Annotated in this window: 21 protein-coding genes; 15 read left to right on the top strand and 6 right to left on the bottom strand. The window is 73.1% G+C overall.

From position 1 onward, the window contains the following. The first annotated feature begins 97 nt into the window (after positions 1-97). From ACIO5E_RS20445 to ACIO5E_RS20405, 9 genes are all read left to right on the top strand, one after another. On the top strand, positions 98-1,108 hold the full coding sequence (locus ACIO5E_RS20445; RefSeq protein ID WP_400669656.1) for a hypothetical protein: 1,011 nt from the start codon (positions 98-100) through the stop codon (positions 1,106-1,108). A 205-nt stretch (positions 1,109-1,313) separates the two neighbouring features. Further along, on the top strand, positions 1,314-2,912 hold the full coding sequence (locus ACIO5E_RS20440; protein ID WP_280678239.1) for an ABC-F family ATP-binding cassette domain-containing protein: 1,599 nt from the start codon (positions 1,314-1,316) through the stop codon (positions 2,910-2,912). Between the two features lie 327 nt (positions 2,913-3,239). Further along, a complete protein-coding gene (locus tag ACIO5E_RS20435; RefSeq protein WP_030059940.1) occupies positions 3,240-3,473 on the top strand; it encodes a helix-turn-helix domain-containing protein in 234 nt (77 codons plus the stop codon). 231 nt (positions 3,474-3,704) lie between these two features. Then, entirely contained in the window at positions 3,705-4,511 is an 807-nt protein-coding gene (locus ACIO5E_RS20430) for an enoyl-CoA hydratase/isomerase family protein (RefSeq protein ID WP_400669652.1), read from the top strand. A gap of 180 nt (positions 4,512-4,691) precedes the next feature. Further along, on the top strand, positions 4,692-5,249 hold the full coding sequence (locus ACIO5E_RS20425; protein ID WP_400669649.1) for an Asp23/Gls24 family envelope stress response protein: 558 nt from the start codon (positions 4,692-4,694) through the stop codon (positions 5,247-5,249). 53 nt (positions 5,250-5,302) lie between these two features. Continuing rightward, positions 5,303-5,494: a hypothetical protein gene (locus ACIO5E_RS20420; RefSeq protein ID WP_196951007.1), complete on the top strand. Its 192-nt coding sequence runs from the start codon at positions 5,303-5,305 to the stop codon at positions 5,492-5,494. Continuing rightward, on the top strand, positions 5,494-5,841 hold the full coding sequence (locus tag ACIO5E_RS20415) for an Asp23/Gls24 family envelope stress response protein (protein WP_400669646.1): 348 nt from the start codon (positions 5,494-5,496) through the stop codon (positions 5,839-5,841). Before ACIO5E_RS20420 ends, ACIO5E_RS20415 begins: the two co-directional genes overlap by 1 nt. Continuing rightward, a complete protein-coding gene (locus tag ACIO5E_RS20410; protein ID WP_400669643.1) occupies positions 5,838-6,476 on the top strand; it encodes a DUF6286 domain-containing protein in 639 nt (212 codons plus the stop codon). Before ACIO5E_RS20415 ends, ACIO5E_RS20410 begins: the two co-directional genes overlap by 4 nt. Then, the gene (locus ACIO5E_RS20405) at positions 6,473-7,117 is read left to right on the top strand and encodes an alkaline shock response membrane anchor protein AmaP (RefSeq protein ID WP_400669640.1); all 645 of its coding nucleotides are present in this window, start codon (positions 6,473-6,475) and stop codon (positions 7,115-7,117) included. Before ACIO5E_RS20410 ends, ACIO5E_RS20405 begins: the two co-directional genes overlap by 4 nt. A 53-nt stretch (positions 7,118-7,170) precedes the next feature. Here the strand turns inward: ACIO5E_RS20405 and ACIO5E_RS20400 are convergent, their stop codons facing one another. Further along, positions 7,171-7,938 carry an SDR family oxidoreductase gene (locus ACIO5E_RS20400; protein ID WP_400669638.1) on the bottom strand — a complete coding sequence of 256 codons (768 nt, stop codon included), beginning with the start codon at positions 7,936-7,938 and terminating at the stop codon, positions 7,171-7,173. A gap of 129 nt (positions 7,939-8,067) precedes the next feature. Here ACIO5E_RS20400 and ACIO5E_RS20395 point away from each other — a divergent pair, with 129 nt between their 5' ends. Both ACIO5E_RS20395 and trxA read left to right on the top strand, forming a co-directional pair. Next, the gene (locus tag ACIO5E_RS20395) at positions 8,068-8,493 is read left to right on the top strand and encodes a MerR family transcriptional regulator (RefSeq protein WP_400669635.1); all 426 of its coding nucleotides are present in this window, start codon (positions 8,068-8,070) and stop codon (positions 8,491-8,493) included. A gap of 3 nt (positions 8,494-8,496) precedes the next feature. Then, the gene (gene trxA / locus ACIO5E_RS20390; RefSeq protein WP_400669632.1) at positions 8,497-8,829 is read left to right on the top strand and encodes a thioredoxin; all 333 of its coding nucleotides are present in this window, start codon (positions 8,497-8,499) and stop codon (positions 8,827-8,829) included. A gap of 17 nt (positions 8,830-8,846) precedes the next feature. Here trxA and ACIO5E_RS20385 read toward each other — a convergent pair whose 3' ends face one another. Further along, complete coding sequence (locus ACIO5E_RS20385; RefSeq protein WP_400669630.1) at positions 8,847-9,647, bottom strand: SURF1 family protein; 801 nt, start codon at positions 9,645-9,647, stop codon at positions 8,847-8,849. Between the two features lie 31 nt (positions 9,648-9,678). After that, positions 9,679-10,674 (bottom strand): DEDDh family exonuclease, encoded by a 996-nt coding sequence (locus ACIO5E_RS20380; protein ID WP_400669628.1) that lies wholly within the window; start codon positions 10,672-10,674, stop codon positions 9,679-9,681. 157 nt (positions 10,675-10,831) lie between these two features. On the opposite strand from ACIO5E_RS20380, the gene ACIO5E_RS20375 reads away from it, so the two are divergent. The 4 genes from ACIO5E_RS20375 (at position 10,832) to moaA (ending at position 15,263) form a co-directional block, all read left to right on the top strand. Continuing rightward, positions 10,832-11,875 (top strand): zinc-dependent alcohol dehydrogenase family protein, encoded by a 1,044-nt coding sequence (locus tag ACIO5E_RS20375; protein WP_400669626.1) that lies wholly within the window; start codon positions 10,832-10,834, stop codon positions 11,873-11,875. Between the two features lie 261 nt (positions 11,876-12,136). Next, complete coding sequence (locus ACIO5E_RS20370; RefSeq protein ID WP_400669624.1) at positions 12,137-12,493, top strand: DUF485 domain-containing protein; 357 nt, start codon at positions 12,137-12,139, stop codon at positions 12,491-12,493. Further along, entirely contained in the window at positions 12,490-14,100 is a 1,611-nt protein-coding gene (locus ACIO5E_RS20365; protein WP_400669622.1) for a cation acetate symporter, read from the top strand. The genes ACIO5E_RS20370 and ACIO5E_RS20365 overlap by 4 nt, the downstream gene beginning before the upstream one ends. 173 nt (positions 14,101-14,273) lie before the next feature. Continuing rightward, entirely contained in the window at positions 14,274-15,263 is a 990-nt protein-coding gene (moaA, locus tag ACIO5E_RS20360) for a GTP 3',8-cyclase MoaA (protein ID WP_400669621.1), read from the top strand. Positions 15,264-15,297: 34 nt separating this feature from the next. Here the strand turns inward: moaA and ACIO5E_RS20355 are convergent, their stop codons facing one another. The 3 genes from ACIO5E_RS20355 to ACIO5E_RS20345 all read right to left on the bottom strand — a co-directional run bounded on the left by ACIO5E_RS20355 (position 15,298) and on the right by ACIO5E_RS20345 (position 16,892). Next, positions 15,298-15,525 (bottom strand): hypothetical protein, encoded by a 228-nt coding sequence (locus ACIO5E_RS20355; RefSeq protein ID WP_400669618.1) that lies wholly within the window; start codon positions 15,523-15,525, stop codon positions 15,298-15,300. A gap of 277 nt (positions 15,526-15,802) precedes the next feature. Continuing rightward, the gene (locus ACIO5E_RS20350; RefSeq protein WP_400669616.1) at positions 15,803-16,186 is read right to left on the bottom strand and encodes a DUF3099 domain-containing protein; all 384 of its coding nucleotides are present in this window, start codon (positions 16,184-16,186) and stop codon (positions 15,803-15,805) included. A 157-nt stretch (positions 16,187-16,343) separates the two neighbouring features. After that, positions 16,344-16,892 carry an RNA 2'-phosphotransferase gene (locus ACIO5E_RS20345; protein WP_280678346.1) on the bottom strand — a complete coding sequence of 183 codons (549 nt, stop codon included), beginning with the start codon at positions 16,890-16,892 and terminating at the stop codon, positions 16,344-16,346. Positions 16,893-16,905: the final 13 nt, after the last annotated feature.

The raw sequence follows: 16,905 nt of genomic DNA, 5'->3' as shown, positions 1-16,905 counted from the left end.
GCGGGGAGGGCACACGCGTCCGGGCGTGCGGTCCGCGGTCCGGCCCGGCGGCGATTCCGGGCTGACTCCCGTACCCGCCGAAAGGTACGCTCCGGCCGTGTCCCCGAAGCCGCTGCGTGTACTGACCCCCCGCTCGATCCTGCCTGCCCTGGCGGTGATGCTGGTCCTTGCGGCCGGTGCGGCGGCGCACGCCAACAAGCCGGTGCCGTTCGGCGACCGGGTGGCGGGGCCGGGCGACGCGGAGGCCACGCCGGTCAACTCGCAGTCGCTGAGCGCGGCCGACCTGGACCTGAAGGTCGGCCCGGGGCTGGAGGCCTTCCACCGGCAGAGCGGCGAGCAGGCCTGGTCCTACCGCCGCGAGGGCGCCACCGCGCTGTACCTGTCGATGGCGGGGGAGAACGCCATCGTGGTCTGGGACGACGGCCTGATCACCTCGGTGCGTCCGGGCGACCACGAGGTGCGCTGGCACCGGGCGGTGCCGGGCCTGGCGGACTGGCTGCGCGGCGACGGCGAGCCCGGTGCCGACAAGCGCACCGAGGAGCAGCGCAAGGAGCTGGCCCAGGAGCGGGCCGCGGCGGCCCTGCACACCGTCCCGCGGGGCGCCTCCGCCTGGGTGGCCGTGGTCACCCCGAACCTGACCATGGGCCTGCGCGACGCCGACGGCGACCTGCGCTACAACTCCAAGCCGCCCGGCAACTGCGTCTACGACCCGCTGCGCACGGTCGGCACCGAGTACGCCGTGCTCGTTCCGCGCAGCTGCACCAACAGTGCCGGGCTGGCCGTCTCCGGCGGCATCAGCGGCTACCGGCTGGACAGCAGCGGCTGGCAGTTGAACACCGGCCCGGCCGCGTCGATCAAGGCGCTGGACGGCAGCCGGGTGCTGATCACGGACGGTCCGATCGTCCCGGCCCGGGTGTTCGACACCAAGGCGGCCGCGCCCGAGGCGGCCTGCGGTAGCCCGACGGTGCCGTTCGCCGCGGTCCGTCCGCAGGGCGGCTGCACCGACCCGGCCGCGGACGCCCCGGCCGCGGACAACCCGGTGCCGGACGCCCCGGCGGGCGATCAGGGCCTGTCCGCGCAGCCCCAGGCGCAGCAGCCTCAGCAGTAGCGTCGGCCGCCGGTACCCCGGGGAGGTAGCCCCGGGGGTTCCCGTGCGGCCCGGTAGACTTGCCGTCATGGCTGACTTCTCCGGGCAATAGCGGGCGCGCGGCACCGCCCCGTGCGCTGTGCCGACCACCGACGACGCCCCTTCCCGCTGTCCGGCCCCGGGCCCCGCCCGGCCGCCCGCCCACGTCCCAGGAGTAGTTCCCGCCATGATTTCCGCCAACGCCCTTGAGCTGCGCGCCGGTGCCCGGGTCCTGATCGAGTCCGCGAACTTCAAGGTCGCCGCCGGCGACCGGATCGGCCTGGTCGGACGCAACGGCGCCGGCAAGACCACGCTGACCAAGGTGCTGGCCGGCGAGGGCCTGCCCGCCGCCGGCACGGTGACGCGCTCGGGCGAGGTCGGCTACCTCCCGCAGGACCCGCGCACCGGCGACCTCGACGTCCTCGCCAAGGACCGCATCCTCTCCGCCCGCGGCCTCGACACCGTGCTCAAGAAGATGCGCGAGAACGAGGACCGGATGGCCAACGGCAAGGGCGCCACCCGGGACAACGCGATGAAGAAGTACGCCCGGCTGGAGACCGAGTTCCTCACCAAGGGCGGGTACGCCGCCGAGGCCGAGGCCGCCACCATCGCCGCCGCGCTGGGCCTGCCGGACCGCATCCTCGGCCAGCCGCTGCACACCCTCTCCGGTGGTCAGCGCCGCCGCGTCGAGCTCGCCCGGATCCTCTTCTCGGACTCCGACGTGCTGCTGCTCGACGAGCCCACCAACCACCTGGACGCCGACTCGATCGTCTGGCTGCGGGACTTCCTGAAGACCTACAAGGGCGGCTTCATCGTCATCTCGCACGATGTCGAGCTGGTCGAGACGGTCGTCAACAAGGTCTTCTACCTGGACGCCAACCGCTCCTGCATCGACGTCTACAACATGGGCTGGAAGCAGTACCAGCAGCAGCGCGAGGACGACGAGAAGCGCCGCAAGCGCGAGCGGGCCAACGCCGAGAAGAAGGCCGCGACGCTGAACGCGCAGGCCGACAAGATGCGCGCCAAGGCCACCAAGACGGTCGCCGCGCAGAACATGGCCCGCCGCGCCGACAAGCTGCTCTCCGGCCTGGAGCAGGTCCGGATGAACGACAAGGTCGCCAAGCTGCGCTTCCCCGACCCGGCCCCCTGCGGCAAGACCCCGCTGACCGCCAGCGGCCTGTCCAAGTCCTACGGCTCGCTGGAGATCTTCACCGACGTCGACCTGGCGATCGACCGGGGTTCCCGGGTCGTCGTGCTGGGCTTCAACGGCGCCGGCAAGACCACCCTGCTGCGGATGCTGGCCGGGGTGGAGAAGCCGGACACCGGCGAGGTCGTCCCGGGCCACGGGCTGAAGATCGGCTACTACGCCCAGGAGCACGAGACGCTGGACCCGGAGCGCTCGGTGCTGGAGAACATGCGCTCGGCCGCGCCGGACACCGACCTGGTGCAGATCCGCAAGATCCTCGGCTCCTTCCTGTTCTCCGGCGACGACGTCGAGAAGCCGGCCGGGGTGCTCTCCGGCGGTGAGAAGACCCGCCTCGCGTTGGCCACCCTGGTGGTCTCCTCCGCCAACGTGCTGCTGCTCGACGAGCCCACCAACAACCTCGACCCGGCCAGCCGTGAGGAGATCCTGGGCGCGCTGCGCGAGTTCGCCGGCGCGGTCGTGCTGGTCACCCACGACGAGGGCGCCGTGGACGCGCTCCAGCCGGAGCGGATCATCCTGCTGCCGGACGGGGTCGAGGACCTCTGGAGCCCGGCGTACGCCGATCTGGTCTCGCTGGCCTAACCGGACGTAGACGCGACCCCCGTTTTTCGGACCAGAAAAACTAGTACTTACGGCGTGTCCGGGAATGAAGAAAGCCCGGATTCCGTTTAGAGACTTCCCGTCGGCCCGCCACTCGATCGTGGTCGGGCCGACGCTGCTGATCAGCTCTTTCGCGGCGGACGGCGTAATCCGCCCGGGGGCGTGCACTCTACGTGAGCGCCCTGATGCGCTCGGATCACCACCGCAGGACCGCGCATTCCCGACATCGACCTTGTCGAATGGGTGGCCAGGACGCGGTGGATGGGTGATCATGGGAATCTGACCGAGCAACGCTACGAGGAGGCACGGGTGGCCGAGACTCTGAAAAAGGGCAGCCGGGTGACCGGTGCCGCGCGTGAGAAGCTCGCGGCCGATCTCAAGAAGAAGTACGACTCCGGGGCGAGCATTCGCGCTCTCGCGGAGGAGACCGGTCGTTCGTACGGCTTCGTGCACCGGATGCTGAGCGAGTCCGGAGTCATTCTCCGGGGCCGCGGTGGTGCCACGCGGGGCAAGAACAAGGCAACCGCCGGGGCCGGTTCCTGACGGTCCATCAGCTCATGGCTGGATGACGCGGCGGCAGGGCGCCGACCGAGGGGACGACCACCGATCGTCCGCCCTCGGGTCGAGTGGACCGGCCGCCGATCGTCATGTCCGGGGTGTTGCCCGCCCCCGGCACTCGGGGCCCGTCGATCTTTCCGGTCCGGTGGTCTGCCGCCGCGCGCCCAGGTTTGTTACTCTCCGGTAGCCAAGCCCCTCGCCACCGGAGGTCCCCGCATGACCGCGCCCGTCACCGACCCGCAGGCCCCGAGCTGGGAGCAGGACGGCGTCCGTCTGGAGATCGACGGCGAGCTCGCCGTCGTCACCCTGTGTCAGCCCAAGCGGCGCAACGCCCAGTCGCCCGCGCTGTGGCGCGCCCTCGCTGCCGCCGGCCGTGACCTGCCCGGCGCCGTCCGGGTCGTCCTGCTGCGCGCGGAGGGCGTCTCCTTCTCGGCGGGCCTGGACCGGGCCATGTTCACCGCCGAGGGCATCCCCGGTGAGCCCACCTTCCTCCAGCTCGCCGGCGCGGCCGACCAGGAGCTCGACGACACCATCGCCTCCTACCAGCAGGCCTTCACCTGGTGGCGCCGCCCCGACCTGGTCTCCATCGCCGCCGTCCAGGGCCACGCCGTCGGCGCCGGCTTCCAGCTCGCCCTCGGCTGCGACCTGCGGGTCGTCGCCGACGACGTCCAGTTCGCCATGAAGGAGACCTCGCTCGGCCTCGTCCCCGACCTGGCGGGCACCAAGCCGCTCACCGAACTCGTCGGCTACGCCCGGGCGCTGGAGATCTGCGCCACCGGCCGCTGGGTCGGCGCCGAGGAGGCCGCCGCCATCGGGCTGGCCAACCTGGCCGTCCCCGGCGCGGAGCTGGACGCCGCCGCCCGTGACCTCGCCGCCGCCCTGCTGGCCGCGCCGCGCAACGCCGTGATCGAGACCAAGGCCCTGCTCCAGGGCGCTTCCGGGCGCACCTTCGACGAGCAGCGCTCCGCCGAACGGGCGGCACAGGCCCGCCGCCTGCGGGACCTCGCCGGGATCGGCGACTGACCGCACGCCTCGCGTGGCAGGGCCCGGCCCGGGGGAGTGCCCCGGGCCGGGCCCTCGGCGTTCCGGGGGACCGGCCGGTGGCGCCCGGGGGTGCTTCCGGCGGGCGCGAATCGTGGCGAAATGCCAGAGTTGGGGTGATTTGCGATATAGCTGGAGCCGTACGACGGGAGATGTGCCCCCATGCCTGACACTCCGACGCCCGCCACCCTGCACAAGCACCTCGGCAACGCCCCGGCCGCCGGCCCGGCCGCCCACGGCCAGTCCGCCACCCACGGCCCGTCCTCCCACGGCCCGTCCGCCGCGACCGACAGCGGCAAGCCGGTCAGCGAGCGTGGCCGTACGGCGCTGGCCGTCGGCGTGGTCGAGAAGATCGCCGGGATGGCCGCCCGTGAGATCAACGGCATCCACGCGCTCGGCTCCGGTCTGACCCGGACCTTCGGTGCGATGCGCGACCGGGTGCCCGGCGGGAAGTCCAGCATCGGGCGCGGCATCAAGGCCGAGGTCGGCGAGAAGCAGACCGCCATCGACATCGCCCTGGTCGTCGAGTACGGCGTGGTCATCCCCGAACTCGCCCGCCAGGTACGGGAGAACATCATCGACGCGGTCGAGCGGATGACCGGCCTGGAAGTCGTCGAGGTCAACATCGCGGTCAACGACGTCCACCTTCCCGACGAGCCGGACGTCGATGAGGAGGAAGAGGAGACGATCGTCCAGGGGCAGCGGCCCAAGCTCAAGTAGTGCGCCCACCGAGCGCCCGGCGGCGGGCGGCAGCGGAAGACGAGGAGTAGCGGATGAACCTGGCCATCGTCGGCCTCGTGGTGGGCATGGCCCTCGGCTTCGCCGGGTACTTCGGCGGCTTCGCGGCGTTCCTGCTGGTGGCCGCGCTCGGGCTGGTCGGTTTCGTGGTCGGACGCCTGCTGGAGGGCGACATCGAGCTGGGCGACCTCGGTGACCTGCTCCGCGGTCGCGACCGGCGCCGCTGATGGCGGCCCTCATCACCACCCCCCGCCGCGAACCCGCCACCCGGGGCCGACTCCGGGTCGCCGACCGCGCCTACGCCCGGATCGCCGCCCGGGCCGCCCGCGAGGCCCTCGCCGACGCCTGGGCCGGTCGCACCGCCAAGGGCGCGCCGCCGGCCGTTTCGGTGGCGGTGCCCGGCAGCACCGTGACCGTCCGGGTCGCCGTCGAACTGCCCTTCCCCGCCGACATCGCGGCGCTCGCCCGGGCCGTCCGCGAACGCGTCGCCGCGCAGGTCGCGGGCTTCACCGGGACCAGGGTGTCCGAGGTGGTCGTCGTCGTCGAGCGGTTGGTGACCGGGGGAGTGTCGTGAGCACCGGGGGCGAAGCGGCGCCCGGGCGCGAGGTGGGGGCGGGGGGCGAGGTGACGGCGCCGGAGGCCGAGCCCTCGTCGGTGCAGGTGCGGCGGCCGCGGGCGCCGCGGACCACCGTCGCGGCGCTCGTCGCCACCGTGCTGCTGGTGGGTGCGGGCGCGCTGCTGTACGACGTGATCGCCGTCCGGGCCGGGTACCCGACCCGCCGGTGGCGCGCCCGGGTCGCCGACGAACTGGCCACCCGCCACCTCGACGACCTGTGGGTGCTGGTGGGCGCCGGCGCCGCCGTCCTGCTCGGCGGGTGGCTGCTCTGGCTGGCCGTCGCCCCCGGTCTCGGCCGCTGGCTGCCGCTGCGCCCGTACGGCGACACCGGCGCCGCCATCGACCGGGCCGGCATCGGGCACCTGCTGGCCGACCGCGCCGCCGGGCTCCCGGGCATCGACGACCTGCGGATCCGGATCAGCCGCCGGAGCGTCCGGGTCACCCTGACCGGGACGGCGGACCCGGTGGCGCTCCAGCGCCAACTGCGCGACGAGCTGGCGCGGGTGACGCTGGCCCGGCCGTTGCGGCTCGACGTCCGGACGGTGCCCGGGGCGACGCCCGGGGCGAACCGTGAGGCTGGGGTGGCGGGATGACACGGACGACCGTCAACCGGGTGCTGCTCGGGGTGGTCGGGCTGGTACTGCTGGCCGCCGGTGTGCTGGTGCTGGCCGGCGGGCTCGACCTGTACCGGCGGCTCGGCGCCGATCCGCCGAGCTGGTGGCCGCTCACCTCCCCGGACCAGCCGGTGGTCAGCGCCCGCACACGCACCCGCTGGGTGGACTCGACCTGGTGGTGGCCCACCGTCATCGGCGGGCTGGCCGTGCTGGTCGTGGGCACGGCCTGGTGGCTGGTGGCGCAACTGCGGCGCAGCGGCTCGGCCAGCATCGCGGTGCCGACGCCCGGTGCCGGCGGTCTCAGGTTGCGCGTCCGCACCCGGGCACTGGAAGAGGCACTGGAGACCGGGACGGCCACGCTCCCCGAGGTCGAGCGCGCTGGCGTGCGCCTGGTGCGCGCACCCGGACACCCGCGCCTGCGGGGCGCCGTCCGGCTCACCCCCGGCGGCGATCCGGCGGCCCTGGTGGAGCACTTCGACACCGGGCCGCGAGCGGATGCCCGGACCAGTCTGGGCCTGCCGGAACTCCCCGCCGACCTGCGGATCCGGGTCCTGCAGGCGGCCCCGGCCGAGTCCCGGCGGCACCGGGGGCGCCGGCGCAGGCACCCGCGGGTGGAGTGAACCGGGGGCGGGCCGGAATCGGGTGCCCGCCCCCGTTCGGAGCTCGTCGGCGCTCAGAGGGTACGCAGCGCGCCGCCGTCGACGGGGATCATCACGCCGGTCAGGTAGGAGGCGGCGGGGGAGAGCAGGAAGGCCGCGACCTTGCCGAACTCCTCCGCGGTGCCGTACCGGCCGAGCGGGATGGTCGCCACGGCCTGGGCACGGGCGCCGTCCGGGTCGCCGCCCAGGGCGTCCAGCTCGCGCACCCGGTCGGTGTCGATCCGGGCCGGCAGCAGACCCAGCACCCGGATGCCGCGCGGGCCGAGCTCGTCGGCGAGCGACTTGGCGGCCATCGCCAGGCCCGGGCGCAGGCCGTTGGAGATGCCCAGGCCGGGGATCGGCTGGCGCACCGAGGCGGAGAGCACGAAGCCGATCACGCCGCCCTCGCCGAGGGCCTCGGCGGCGGCGCGGGCGATCCGCAGCGCGCCGAGGAAGACCGACTCGAACGCGCCTCGCCAGGCTTCGTCGGAGGCGGTGGCCACCGGGCCGGCCGGCGGGCCGCCGACGCTGATCAGCACGCCGTCGAGCCGGCCGAAGTACCCGGTCGCCTCCGCGATCAGCCGCTCGGCGGTCGCCGGGTCGGCGTTGTCGGCGACCACGCCGTGGGCGGTCCCGGCGCCGGCGGCGTCCAGTTCGGCGACGGCGGCGTCCACGGCCTCCTTGCCGCGCCCGCTGATCAGCACCCGGGCGCCGTCGGCGGCCAGTTCCCGGGCGGCGGCGAAGCCGAGGCCCCGGGTGGCGCCGGTGACCACGTACACCTTGTCCTTCAGTCCAAGATCCATGGGCCCATCCTGCCGGGTGGTGGTCGCCCGGGGTAGCAGGGGGCGGCGGGGCTGGCGTTGACGTCGGCGTCAAGGTCTACCGTCGGTCTCGGCGGCGTGCGGAGGCGGGCCGGGAGAGCGGGGGCACGGATGCGGATCGGGGAGCTGGCGGATCGGGCGGGGACGACCACCCGGACGCTGCGGTACTACGAGCAGCTCGGCCTGCTGCCGGCCCGGCGGGCGGGCAACGGCTACCGGGCGTACGACGAGGAGGACCTGCGGCTGCTACGGCAGATCCGTACGCTGCAGGACTTCGGGTTCGGCCTGGAGGAGACCCGTCCGTTCGTCGAGTGCCTGCAGGCGGGCCACCCCGAGGGGGACTCGTGCCCGGCCTCGCTGGAGGTGTACCGGCGCAAGCTGGCCGAGCTGGACGAGTGCATCACCCGGCTGCAGGACGTCCGGGCCCAGGTGGCCGGGCAGTTCGACCGGGCGGTACGGGCCCGGGACGGGCTGGCGGCCGAGCCCTCCGGGCAGGCGCCGCGCTGTGAACTGGCGAACGAACGGGCGAAGGAGTAGACGATGGTGCAGATCCCAGGGGTGCCGGCGGTGACGGACGACACGTTCGCCGCGGAGGTGCTGGCGGCCGACGGGCCGGTGCTGGTGGACTTCACGGCGGACTGGTGCCCGCCCTGCCGGATGATGGCGCCGGTGCTGGCGGACGTCGCCCGCGAGGAGGCGCACCGGCTGCGGGTGGTCAGCCTGGACGTGGACCGCAATCCGCGCACCCAGGCGGCGTACGGGGTGCTGTCGATGCCGACGCTGATGGTGTTCCGCGGGGGTGAGCCGGTGCGCTCGGTGGTCGGCGCCCGGGCCAAGGCGCGGCTGCTGCGCGAGCTGGAGGACGTGATCTAGGACGGGCCCCGGGTGGTTCAGGCCGCCGGCACGGCCTCCACCGCCACCTCGGCCTCGGCGGCCTGCTTGGCCCGGTCCTTGCCCTCGCGGCGGGCCAGCACCCAGACCCCGACCGGGATCATCGCCGTGAACAGCCACCACTGGATCGCGTACGCCATGTGCGGGCCGATGTCGGAGTGGTTGGGCTCGGGGATCAGCTCGGGCTGGTCGGCGGGGGCCGGGGTGGTGGCGGTGAGCTCCAGGTAGCCGCCGAGCAGGGTGGCGCCGGTCTCCTTGGCCTGCTGCTCGGTGTTGATCAGGTTGAACTGCCGGTCGGGCAGGCCGGCCCGGTCCTTGATGCCGCTGCCGCTGGTCTCGTCGGCGCGCATCCGGCCGGTGAGGGAGACCTCGCCGGTCGGGGCGGCCGGGACGGCCGGGTACTCGGTGGCGCCGTTGCCGGAGGCCACCCAGCCGCGGTTGACCAGGACGCTGCCCCTGCCGTCGGCGAGCTTCAGCGGGGTGATGACGAAATAGCCGATCGTGTCCCCGCTGGAGTCGGTCCGCTTGCGGACGACGAACTCGTGCGCCGGGTCGTACTGCCCGGCGGCCGTCACCGTGCGCCAGGTGAGGTCCTTGGGCACCGCGAAGCCGGGGGCCGCCGACAGCGTGTCGAACGGCACCGGGCCGGCGGTGAGGGCCTTGCCGATCAGCTCGTTCCGGGCCACCCGCGCCTCGTGGCGGTGCAGCTGCCAGAAGCCCAGCTTGATCGTCGCGGGGATCAGCAGCAGCGCGATCAGCATGGTGATCAGCCACTGGCGGGTCAGCAGAAAACGGTACACATGGGCACGGTACGCCGACCTCACACCCAGCTCACGCACCGGGGTGCGGGGCGACCTCGCGCAGCAGCTGGAGGAAGGCGTCCTCGCCGACCACCGGGGTGCCGACCTCGCGGGCCCGGCGGGCCTTGCCGCTCCAGCTGTTCGGCTCGTTGGTGACCAGCAGGCTGGTGAGCCGGCTCACCGAGGTGGCGATGTGCAGGCCGGCCTCGGCGGCGCGGTCCTCCAGCAGCTCGCGGTCGGTGGCGGTGTCGCCGGTGAAGGCCACCCGCATGCCCTGCACCAGCGGCTTGCCGTCCTCCCAGCGCCCCGGGTTGGGGTACGGGCAGGGCGTTCGCTTCTTGGCCTGGCGGTAGGCGGCACCGGTCCAGGAGGACCGGCCGGGGGCGGCGGGCTCGTCCTCGCCGAGGTCGGTGACGGCCACGCAGTTCTGCAGCGGCAGCGGGACCCCGCCCAGGCGGGCCAGGTGCAGGCTGGGGCGGAAGGCCTCGGCCAGCACCCGGGCGTCGTCCAGGGCGTTGTGCGCGTGCTGCTGCCGGACGCCGAAGTGGGCGGCGAGCGAGGACAGCTTGCCGTTGGGCAGCGGCAGCCGCAGGTCACGGGAGAGGACCATGGTGCAGATCCGCTGTTCGACCGGGGCGCGCAGGCCGGCCCGGGAGAACTCGCGCGAGATCATGTTCCAGTCGAAGAGCGCGTTGTGGGCGACCAGGACCCGGCCGCTCAGCCGGTCGGCGAACTCGGCGGCGATCTGCGGGAAGGTCGGGGCGCCGGAGAGCAGCTCCGCGGTGAGGCCGTGGATCCAGACCGGGCCCGGGTCCCGCTCGGGGTTGACCAGGGTGTACCAGTGGTCGGTGACCTCGCCGTCCGGGTCCAGCTGGTAGACGCCCGCCGAGATGACGCGGTCCGTGCGGCCGAGGCCGGTGGTCTCGACGTCGACCACCGCGAAGCCCTCGGCGGGGGCGGCGGAGCGCTGGGCGGGGACCGGGGCGGTCCGCGGCGCGCCGTACGTCTCGGGCTGGATCGGTTGCATGGTCCAACAGGATAAGCGCCGCGGGGGTCGTACCCGGCCGAAATGTTCCGGCGGACCAGCCGGAATAGAGTGGTCCGTATCGACGTCGTACAAGCGATCGATGCCTTCCCCGGCCGTCGACACCCCCTGACGGCCGTCTTCGTAAGGACGAAATCCCATGCGTGCCACCGTGATCCACGGCCCCAACGACATCCGGATCGAAGAGGTCCCCGACCCGGTGATCCAGCACCCGACGGACGTGGTGGTCCGGGTGCTGAACGCCTGCATCTGCGGCAGCGACCTCTGGGCGTACCGCGGGGTGGCGGAGCGGGTGGCCGGGCAGCGGATCGGCCACGAGTTCCTGGGCGTGGTCGAGGAGGCGGGCGCCGAGGTGCGCGACTTCGCGCCGGGCGACCTGGTGGTGGCGCCGTTCGTCTGGTCGGACGGCAGCTGCGAGTTCTGCCGGGAGGGCTTGCAGACCTCCTGCCGACACGGCGGGTTCTGGGGCGAGGTCGGCTCCGACGGCGGCCAGGGCGAGGCGGTCCGGGTGCCGTTCGCGGACGGGACGCTGGTGAAGCTGCCGAAGGAGGTCGCGGGCGACGAGAAGCTGCTGCCGGGCCTGCTGGCGCTGTCCGACGTGATGGCCACCGGGCACCACGCGGCCGTGTCGGCGAGGGTGCGCCCGGGCGTGACGGTCGCGGTGGTCGGCGACGGCGCGGTGGGCCTGTGCGGCGTGCTGGCCGCGCACCGGCTGGGCGCCGGCCGCATCATCGCGCTGGGCCGGCACACCGCCCGCACCGACCTGGCTCGCCGCTTCGGCGCGACGGACGTGGTGGCCGAGCGTGGCGAGGCCGCGATCGAGGCGGTGAAGGAGCTGACCGGCGGCCAGGGCGCGCACGCGGTCCTGGAGGCGGTCGGGACCGAGGAGTCGATGCGCACGGCCGTCTCGATCGCCCGGGACGGTGGCGCGGTGGGCTACGTCGGTGTCCCGCACGGCGGCAGCGCGGGCGTCGACATCGGTCAGATGTTCGGCCGAAACGTTTCGCTCAACGGCGGCGTCGCCCCGGCCCGCGCGTACATCCCCGAGCTGCTGCCCGACGTCCTCTCCGGGGCCATCGAGCCGGGGCTGGTGTTCGACCGCACGGTGGGCCTGGACGGTGTGCCGGACGGCTACCGGGCGATGGACGACCGCTCGGCGTTGAAGGTCCGGATCGCTTTCTGACGGTTCGTCAGCAGGGGCGGCACCGTTGGGCGGTGCCGCCCCTTCCGCATGTGGCGGCGGTGTTCCGAAGTGGCGCGAGTGGTGGTTTTCGGCCAATTGGGTAGTGCGAGGGGGTGAACGACTGGCTGATCGCGGTCAACCCCTTTCGGGGTGGGCACGACGCTCCTAGCATTGCGCGGCGCGCACACGGATTGTGACGCCCCTCACGTCCGATCGTTCCTCTTGTGCGACCGCTACGCCGAAGGAGTGAGGAGAGACAGAGTGGATTCGCCGCCGATCACCACTGTTCCTACGGAAGTCCAACTCATCGACGACAGCGAGGAGTTCCGTATCCTGCGGCGCTCGTTCCGGAGCTTCGCCTTCCCGGTCACCATCGGCTTCGTGCTCTGGTACCTGCTCTACGTGTTGCTCTCCTGCTACGCCCCCGGCCTGATGGGTGCCAAGGTCGTCGGCCACATCAACGTGGCCCTGGTGCTGGGGCTGCTGCAGTTCGTGACCACCTTCGCCATCGCCGCCTGGTACGCCCGCTACGCCGACCGGCGGATCGACCCGCCCGCCGCCGCGATCCGCGAGGCCCACGGCGCCGTCGTCCACGCTCCCCGGGAGTCCGCCGAATGACCCTGCTCGCCAGCTCCGCCACGGAGCACCGCGGCATCACGATGACCCTGTTCGGGCTCTTCGTGCTGGCCACCCTCGGGATCACCGTCTGGGCCGGGCGGCAGACCAAGGATGCCGCCGACTTCTACGCCGGCGGCCGCGGCTTCACCGGCTTCCAGAACGGCCTGGCCATCTCCGGCGACTACATGTCCGCCGCGTCCTTCCTCGGCATCGCCGGCGCCATCGCGCTCTCCGGCTACGACGGCTTCCTCTACTCGATCGGCTTCCTGGTCGCCTGGCTGGTCGCGCTGCTGCTGATCGCCGAACCGCTGCGCAACTCCGGCCGCTTCACGATGGCGGACGTGCTCGCGTTCCGGATGCGCCAGCGCCCGGTGCGCACCGCGGCGGGCGTCTCCACCATCGTGGTGTCGATCTTCTACCTGCTGGCCCAGATGGTCGGCGCCGGGACGCTGGTGGCGCTGTTGCTGGGGGTCAACGGGGACGCCGCCAAGCGCTGGACCATCGTCGCGGTCGGCGCCCTGATGGTCGTCTACGTGGTGATAGGGGGGATGAAGGGCACCACCTGGGTGCAGATCGTCAAGGCCGTGCTGCTGATCGCCGGCACCGCGCTGATGACCGTCCTGGTGCTGGCCAAGTATCACTTCAACCCCTCGGAGCTGCTCGGCGCCGCGGCCAGCGCGAGCGGCAAGGGCGCGGCCTTCCTCGAACCGGGACTGAAGTACGGGGCCAGCGACACCAGCAAACTCGACTTCATCAGCCTCGGGATCGCGCTGGTGCTCGGCACCGCCGGTCTGCCGCACATCCTGGTCCGCTTCTACACCGTGCCCACCGCCAAGGCGGCCCGGAAGTCGGTGCTCTGGGCGATCGGCATCATCGGCGTCTTCTACCTGATGACCCTGGCGCTCGGCTTCGGCGCGGCGGCCCTGGTCGGCCCCAAGGCGATCAAGGCGGCCAACGCCGCCGGCAACACGGCGGCCCCGCAGCTCGCCGAGGTACTCGGCGGCGGCGCCGGCACCACCGGCGGCGCGATCCTGCTCGCGGTGATCTCCGCGGTCGCCTTCGCGACCATCCTGGCCGTGGTCGCCGGCCTCACCCTGGCCTCCTCCGCCTCCTTCGCGCACGACCTGTACGCCAACGTGATCCGGCGCGGCAAGGCCACCGAGAAGGAGGAGGTGCGCTCGGCGAAGTGGGCCGCCGTGGCGATCGGCGCGGTGGCCATCGTGCTCAGCCTCTTCGCGGGCAAGCTCAACACCGCCGCCCTGGTCGCGCTGGCCTTCGCGGTGGCCGCCTCGGCGAACCTGCCCACCCTGCTCTACTCGCTGTTCTGGAAGCGCTTCACCACCTCCGGCGCGGTCAGCTCGGTCTACGCCGGTCTGATCAGCTCGGTGGTGCTGGTGGTCTTCTCCCCGGTGGTCTCCGGCGCGAAGACCTCGCTCTTCCCGGACACCGACTTCCACTGGTTCCCGCTGGAGAACCCCGGCCTGGTCTCGATCCCGATCGGCTTCCTGGCCGGGTGGATCGCCACTCTGCTGTCCAAGGATCGACCCGATCCGGCGAAGTACGCTGAACTGGAGGTCCGCGCACTGACCGGGCTGGGCGCCCACTGATCACGCTGCGATGACTAAGACCGACCGGCACATGGTGGGTGGATGAAGGAGCGGCGTCCGGGCCGAGTCTGGGCGACGCGACGCCGCCCACCATGGGCCGGTCGGTCTAAGCTGGCCCGGCCCGGCCCGCCGTGACGGTGGCCGGGCCGGCCGCATTTCGGGAAGGGACGCACGTGCTGCTCGACACCTTCGGACGACAGGCCGTCGACCTGCGGGTCTCCCTCACCGACCGGTGCAACCTGCGCTGCACCTACTGCATGCCCGAGGAGGGCCTGCAGTGGCTGGCCAAGCCCGACCTGCTGACCGACGAGGAGATCGTCCGGCTGATCACCGTCGCGGTGCGTGACCTGGGCGTGCGGGAGGTCCGCTTCACCGGCGGCGAGCCGCTGCTGCGCCCCGGACTGGTCGCCATCGTCGCGGCCTGCTCGGACCTGGACCCGCGCCCCGAGCTGTCCCTCACCACCAACGGCATCGGGCTGGCCCGGACCGCGACGGCGCTGCGCGAGGCCGGACTCGACCGCGTCAACGTCTCGCTGGACACCCTCGACCCCGAGGTGTTCCACGCCCTCACCCGCCGCCACCGCCACCAGGACGTGCTGGACGGGCTGGCCGCCGCCGAGGCGGCCGGGCTGGCGCCGGTCAAGCTGAACGCGGTGCTGATACGCGGGGTCAACGACCGCGAGGCGCCCGACCTGCTGGCCTGGTGCCTGGAGCACGGCTACGAGCTGCGCTTCATCGAGCAGATGCCGCTGGACGCCCAGCACGGCTGGGACCGCTCCGCGATGGTCACCGCCGAGGAGATCCTGGGCCTGCTCGGCACGCGTTTCACGCTCACCCCGGAGCCGTCCGCGCGCCGGGGCGCGGCGCCCGCCGAGCGCTGGCTGGTGGACGGCGGCCCGGCCGGGGTGGGCGTGATCGCCTCCGTCACCCGCCCGTTCTGCCGGGCCTGCGACCGGACCCGGCTGACCGCCGACGGACAGGTGCGGAACTGCCTGTTCGCGACCGGGGAGACGGACCTGCGTACCGCCCTGCGCTCGGGTGCGGACGACGTCGAGCTCGGCGCGCTGTGGCGGGCGGCGATGTGGGGCAAGAAGGCCGGGGCCGGGATCGACGACCCGGAGTTCCACCAGCCCGAGCGGCCGATGTCGGCGATCGGCGGGTAAGGCGGTCGAGGTCGTCGGGACGGTCGGGCGCCGGTCAGGCGGTCTCGGCCGATTCGGGGGTCCAGTCGGCGAAGGCGACGACCTCCTTGAGGAAGCCGCGCACGCCGAGGAACTGGGACAGGTGCTCGCGGTGCTCGTCGCAGGCGAGCCAGGTCTTGCGGCGGTCCGGGGTGTGCAGCTTGGGGTTGTTCCACACCAGCACCCAGCGGGCGTCCGCCCGGCAGCCCTTGGCGGAGCAGATCGGCGTCTGCGGGGTGTCCATCGGGCCGTCCTCAGCGATAGGCGGGTGGTCTGCACCGCCAGTGTTTCACGCGTCCCGCACGGCCCGGAGCGGGCCCGTCCGGATCCGGGCATGGCGACGCCGGGCAGCCACGGGGGGAGCCGCCCGGCGTCGGTCCGTCGCTCCGACGGGGGATGCGGAGCGCGTACGCAGTATGTCACGCCAAGGGCCTCGGACGGGGAGGTCTTGCATGATTAATCTGAGCTTCTTTTGAGCTTTCTTCGAGTCGAATTCACTCGAACCGCCGTGAAACGGACGGTCAGCTCGGGCCCTGTGAAGGATCGGTGGCAGCCGCCTTCGCCCCACCTGCACCAGTGGCCGCACCCGCCCCACCCGTCCCGCCGGGGCCCAGCATCAGCGGGGTGTCGAGCGGGATGTCGAAGGTGCTCGGCAGGCCCGGCGCCCGCTCCCGTCCCGCGTTGGCGATCAGGACGGCGAAGTACGGCAGCAGCACGCCGCCCGCCAGCGCCGCGAACGCCAGCCACCGCTGGACGTCCCACAGCACCACCGCGAGCAGCACGCAGACCGTCCGGAGCAGCATCGAGACCACGTAGCGGCGCTGGCGTCCGCGGACGTCGTCGGTGAGGCTGCTCCGCGCCCCCGTGATCCGGAAGACCTGCCCGCCCTCGGCGCTCTTGCCCATGTCCTACCGCCCTCGTCCGCGCGCCCGCGCGCCTCGCCGCGCGGCCTCCTCACGGTACGCCCGGTCGGCGGCGGCGACGAGACCGGGTGGGCCCGGCCCACCCGGTCGGGGGTGCCACTGGCCTGTCCGGCGCATCCCGGGCAGGCCAGTGGCGGCGTCAGGACCGCCGGGAGAGGTACTGCGGGGGGACGGCGTCGGTGAGCCAGACGCCGTTGTCGCTGATCCGGAACTCGTGCCCGGCCGCCGCCATCGCGGCCGCGTTCACGGTGAGTACCACCGGGCGGCCGTGCCGGGCGCCGACCCGGACCGCGGTCTCGGTGTCCGCGGACAGGTGGACGTCCTGCCGGGCCATCGGGCGCAGGCCCTCCCGGAAGATCGAGGCCAGGTGGCGGTCGGCGGTGCCGTGGTAGAGCACCGGCGGCGGCACGGTGGCGGCCAGACCGAGGTCGACCACCACCGTGTGGCCCTGGTTGGCACGGATCGAGAGACCGTCCGCGGAGTAGCCGAAGCGGCGCTTGTTGTTGGCCGCCACCACGTGGTCCAGATCGGCCCTGGTCAGCCCGTTCCCCTTCGCCGCGAGGGCGGCGAGGAGTACGTCGACCCGGACCCAGCCGGCCTCGTCCAGCGTGACGCCCACCCGCTCCGGCTCGTGCCGCAGGATGCGCGACAGCATCTTGCTCGTCTTGACCAGCCGCTTCTCGTCCATCATGTCTCTCGTA

The organism is Kitasatospora sp. NPDC087314, from assembly GCF_044744365.1.
In the GTDB taxonomy this organism is placed as follows: Bacteria; Actinomycetota; Actinomycetes; order Streptomycetales; family Streptomycetaceae; genus Kitasatospora.
The sequence above is the reverse complement of the archived record's forward strand: the minus strand, read 5'-3'. Positions and strand labels throughout refer to the sequence as shown.

Excerpts from the sequence above, each read along its gene's own strand:
- ACIO5E_RS20440 (WP_280678239.1), top strand. The coding sequence starts at position 1,314 with ATGATTTCCGCCAACGCCCTTGAGCTGCGCGCCGGTGCCCGGGTCCTG.
- ACIO5E_RS20430 (WP_400669652.1), top strand. The coding sequence starts at position 3,705 with ATGACCGCGCCCGTCACCGACCCGCAGGCCCCGAGCTGGGAGCAGGAC.
- ACIO5E_RS20425 (WP_400669649.1), top strand. The coding sequence starts at position 4,692 with ATGCCTGACACTCCGACGCCCGCCACCCTGCACAAGCACCTCGGCAAC.
- ACIO5E_RS20420 (WP_196951007.1), top strand. The coding sequence starts at position 5,303 with ATGAACCTGGCCATCGTCGGCCTCGTGGTGGGCATGGCCCTCGGCTTC.
- ACIO5E_RS20415 (WP_400669646.1), top strand. The coding sequence starts at position 5,494 with ATGGCGGCCCTCATCACCACCCCCCGCCGCGAACCCGCCACCCGGGGC.
- ACIO5E_RS20405 (WP_400669640.1), top strand. The coding sequence starts at position 6,473 with ATGACACGGACGACCGTCAACCGGGTGCTGCTCGGGGTGGTCGGGCTG.
- ACIO5E_RS20400 (WP_400669638.1), bottom strand. The coding sequence starts at position 7,938 with ATGGATCTTGGACTGAAGGACAAGGTGTACGTGGTCACCGGCGCCACC.
- ACIO5E_RS20395 (WP_400669635.1), top strand. The coding sequence starts at position 8,068 with ATGCGGATCGGGGAGCTGGCGGATCGGGCGGGGACGACCACCCGGACG.
- trxA (WP_400669632.1), top strand. The coding sequence starts at position 8,497 with ATGGTGCAGATCCCAGGGGTGCCGGCGGTGACGGACGACACGTTCGCC.
- ACIO5E_RS20380 (WP_400669628.1), bottom strand. The coding sequence starts at position 10,674 with ATGCAACCGATCCAGCCCGAGACGTACGGCGCGCCGCGGACCGCCCCG.
- ACIO5E_RS20375 (WP_400669626.1), top strand. The coding sequence starts at position 10,832 with ATGCGTGCCACCGTGATCCACGGCCCCAACGACATCCGGATCGAAGAG.
- ACIO5E_RS20365 (WP_400669622.1), top strand. The coding sequence starts at position 12,490 with ATGACCCTGCTCGCCAGCTCCGCCACGGAGCACCGCGGCATCACGATG.
- ACIO5E_RS20355 (WP_400669618.1), bottom strand. The coding sequence starts at position 15,525 with ATGGACACCCCGCAGACGCCGATCTGCTCCGCCAAGGGCTGCCGGGCG.
- ACIO5E_RS20350 (WP_400669616.1), bottom strand. The coding sequence starts at position 16,186 with ATGGGCAAGAGCGCCGAGGGCGGGCAGGTCTTCCGGATCACGGGGGCG.
- ACIO5E_RS20345 (WP_280678346.1), bottom strand. The coding sequence starts at position 16,892 with ATGGACGAGAAGCGGCTGGTCAAGACGAGCAAGATGCTGTCGCGCATC.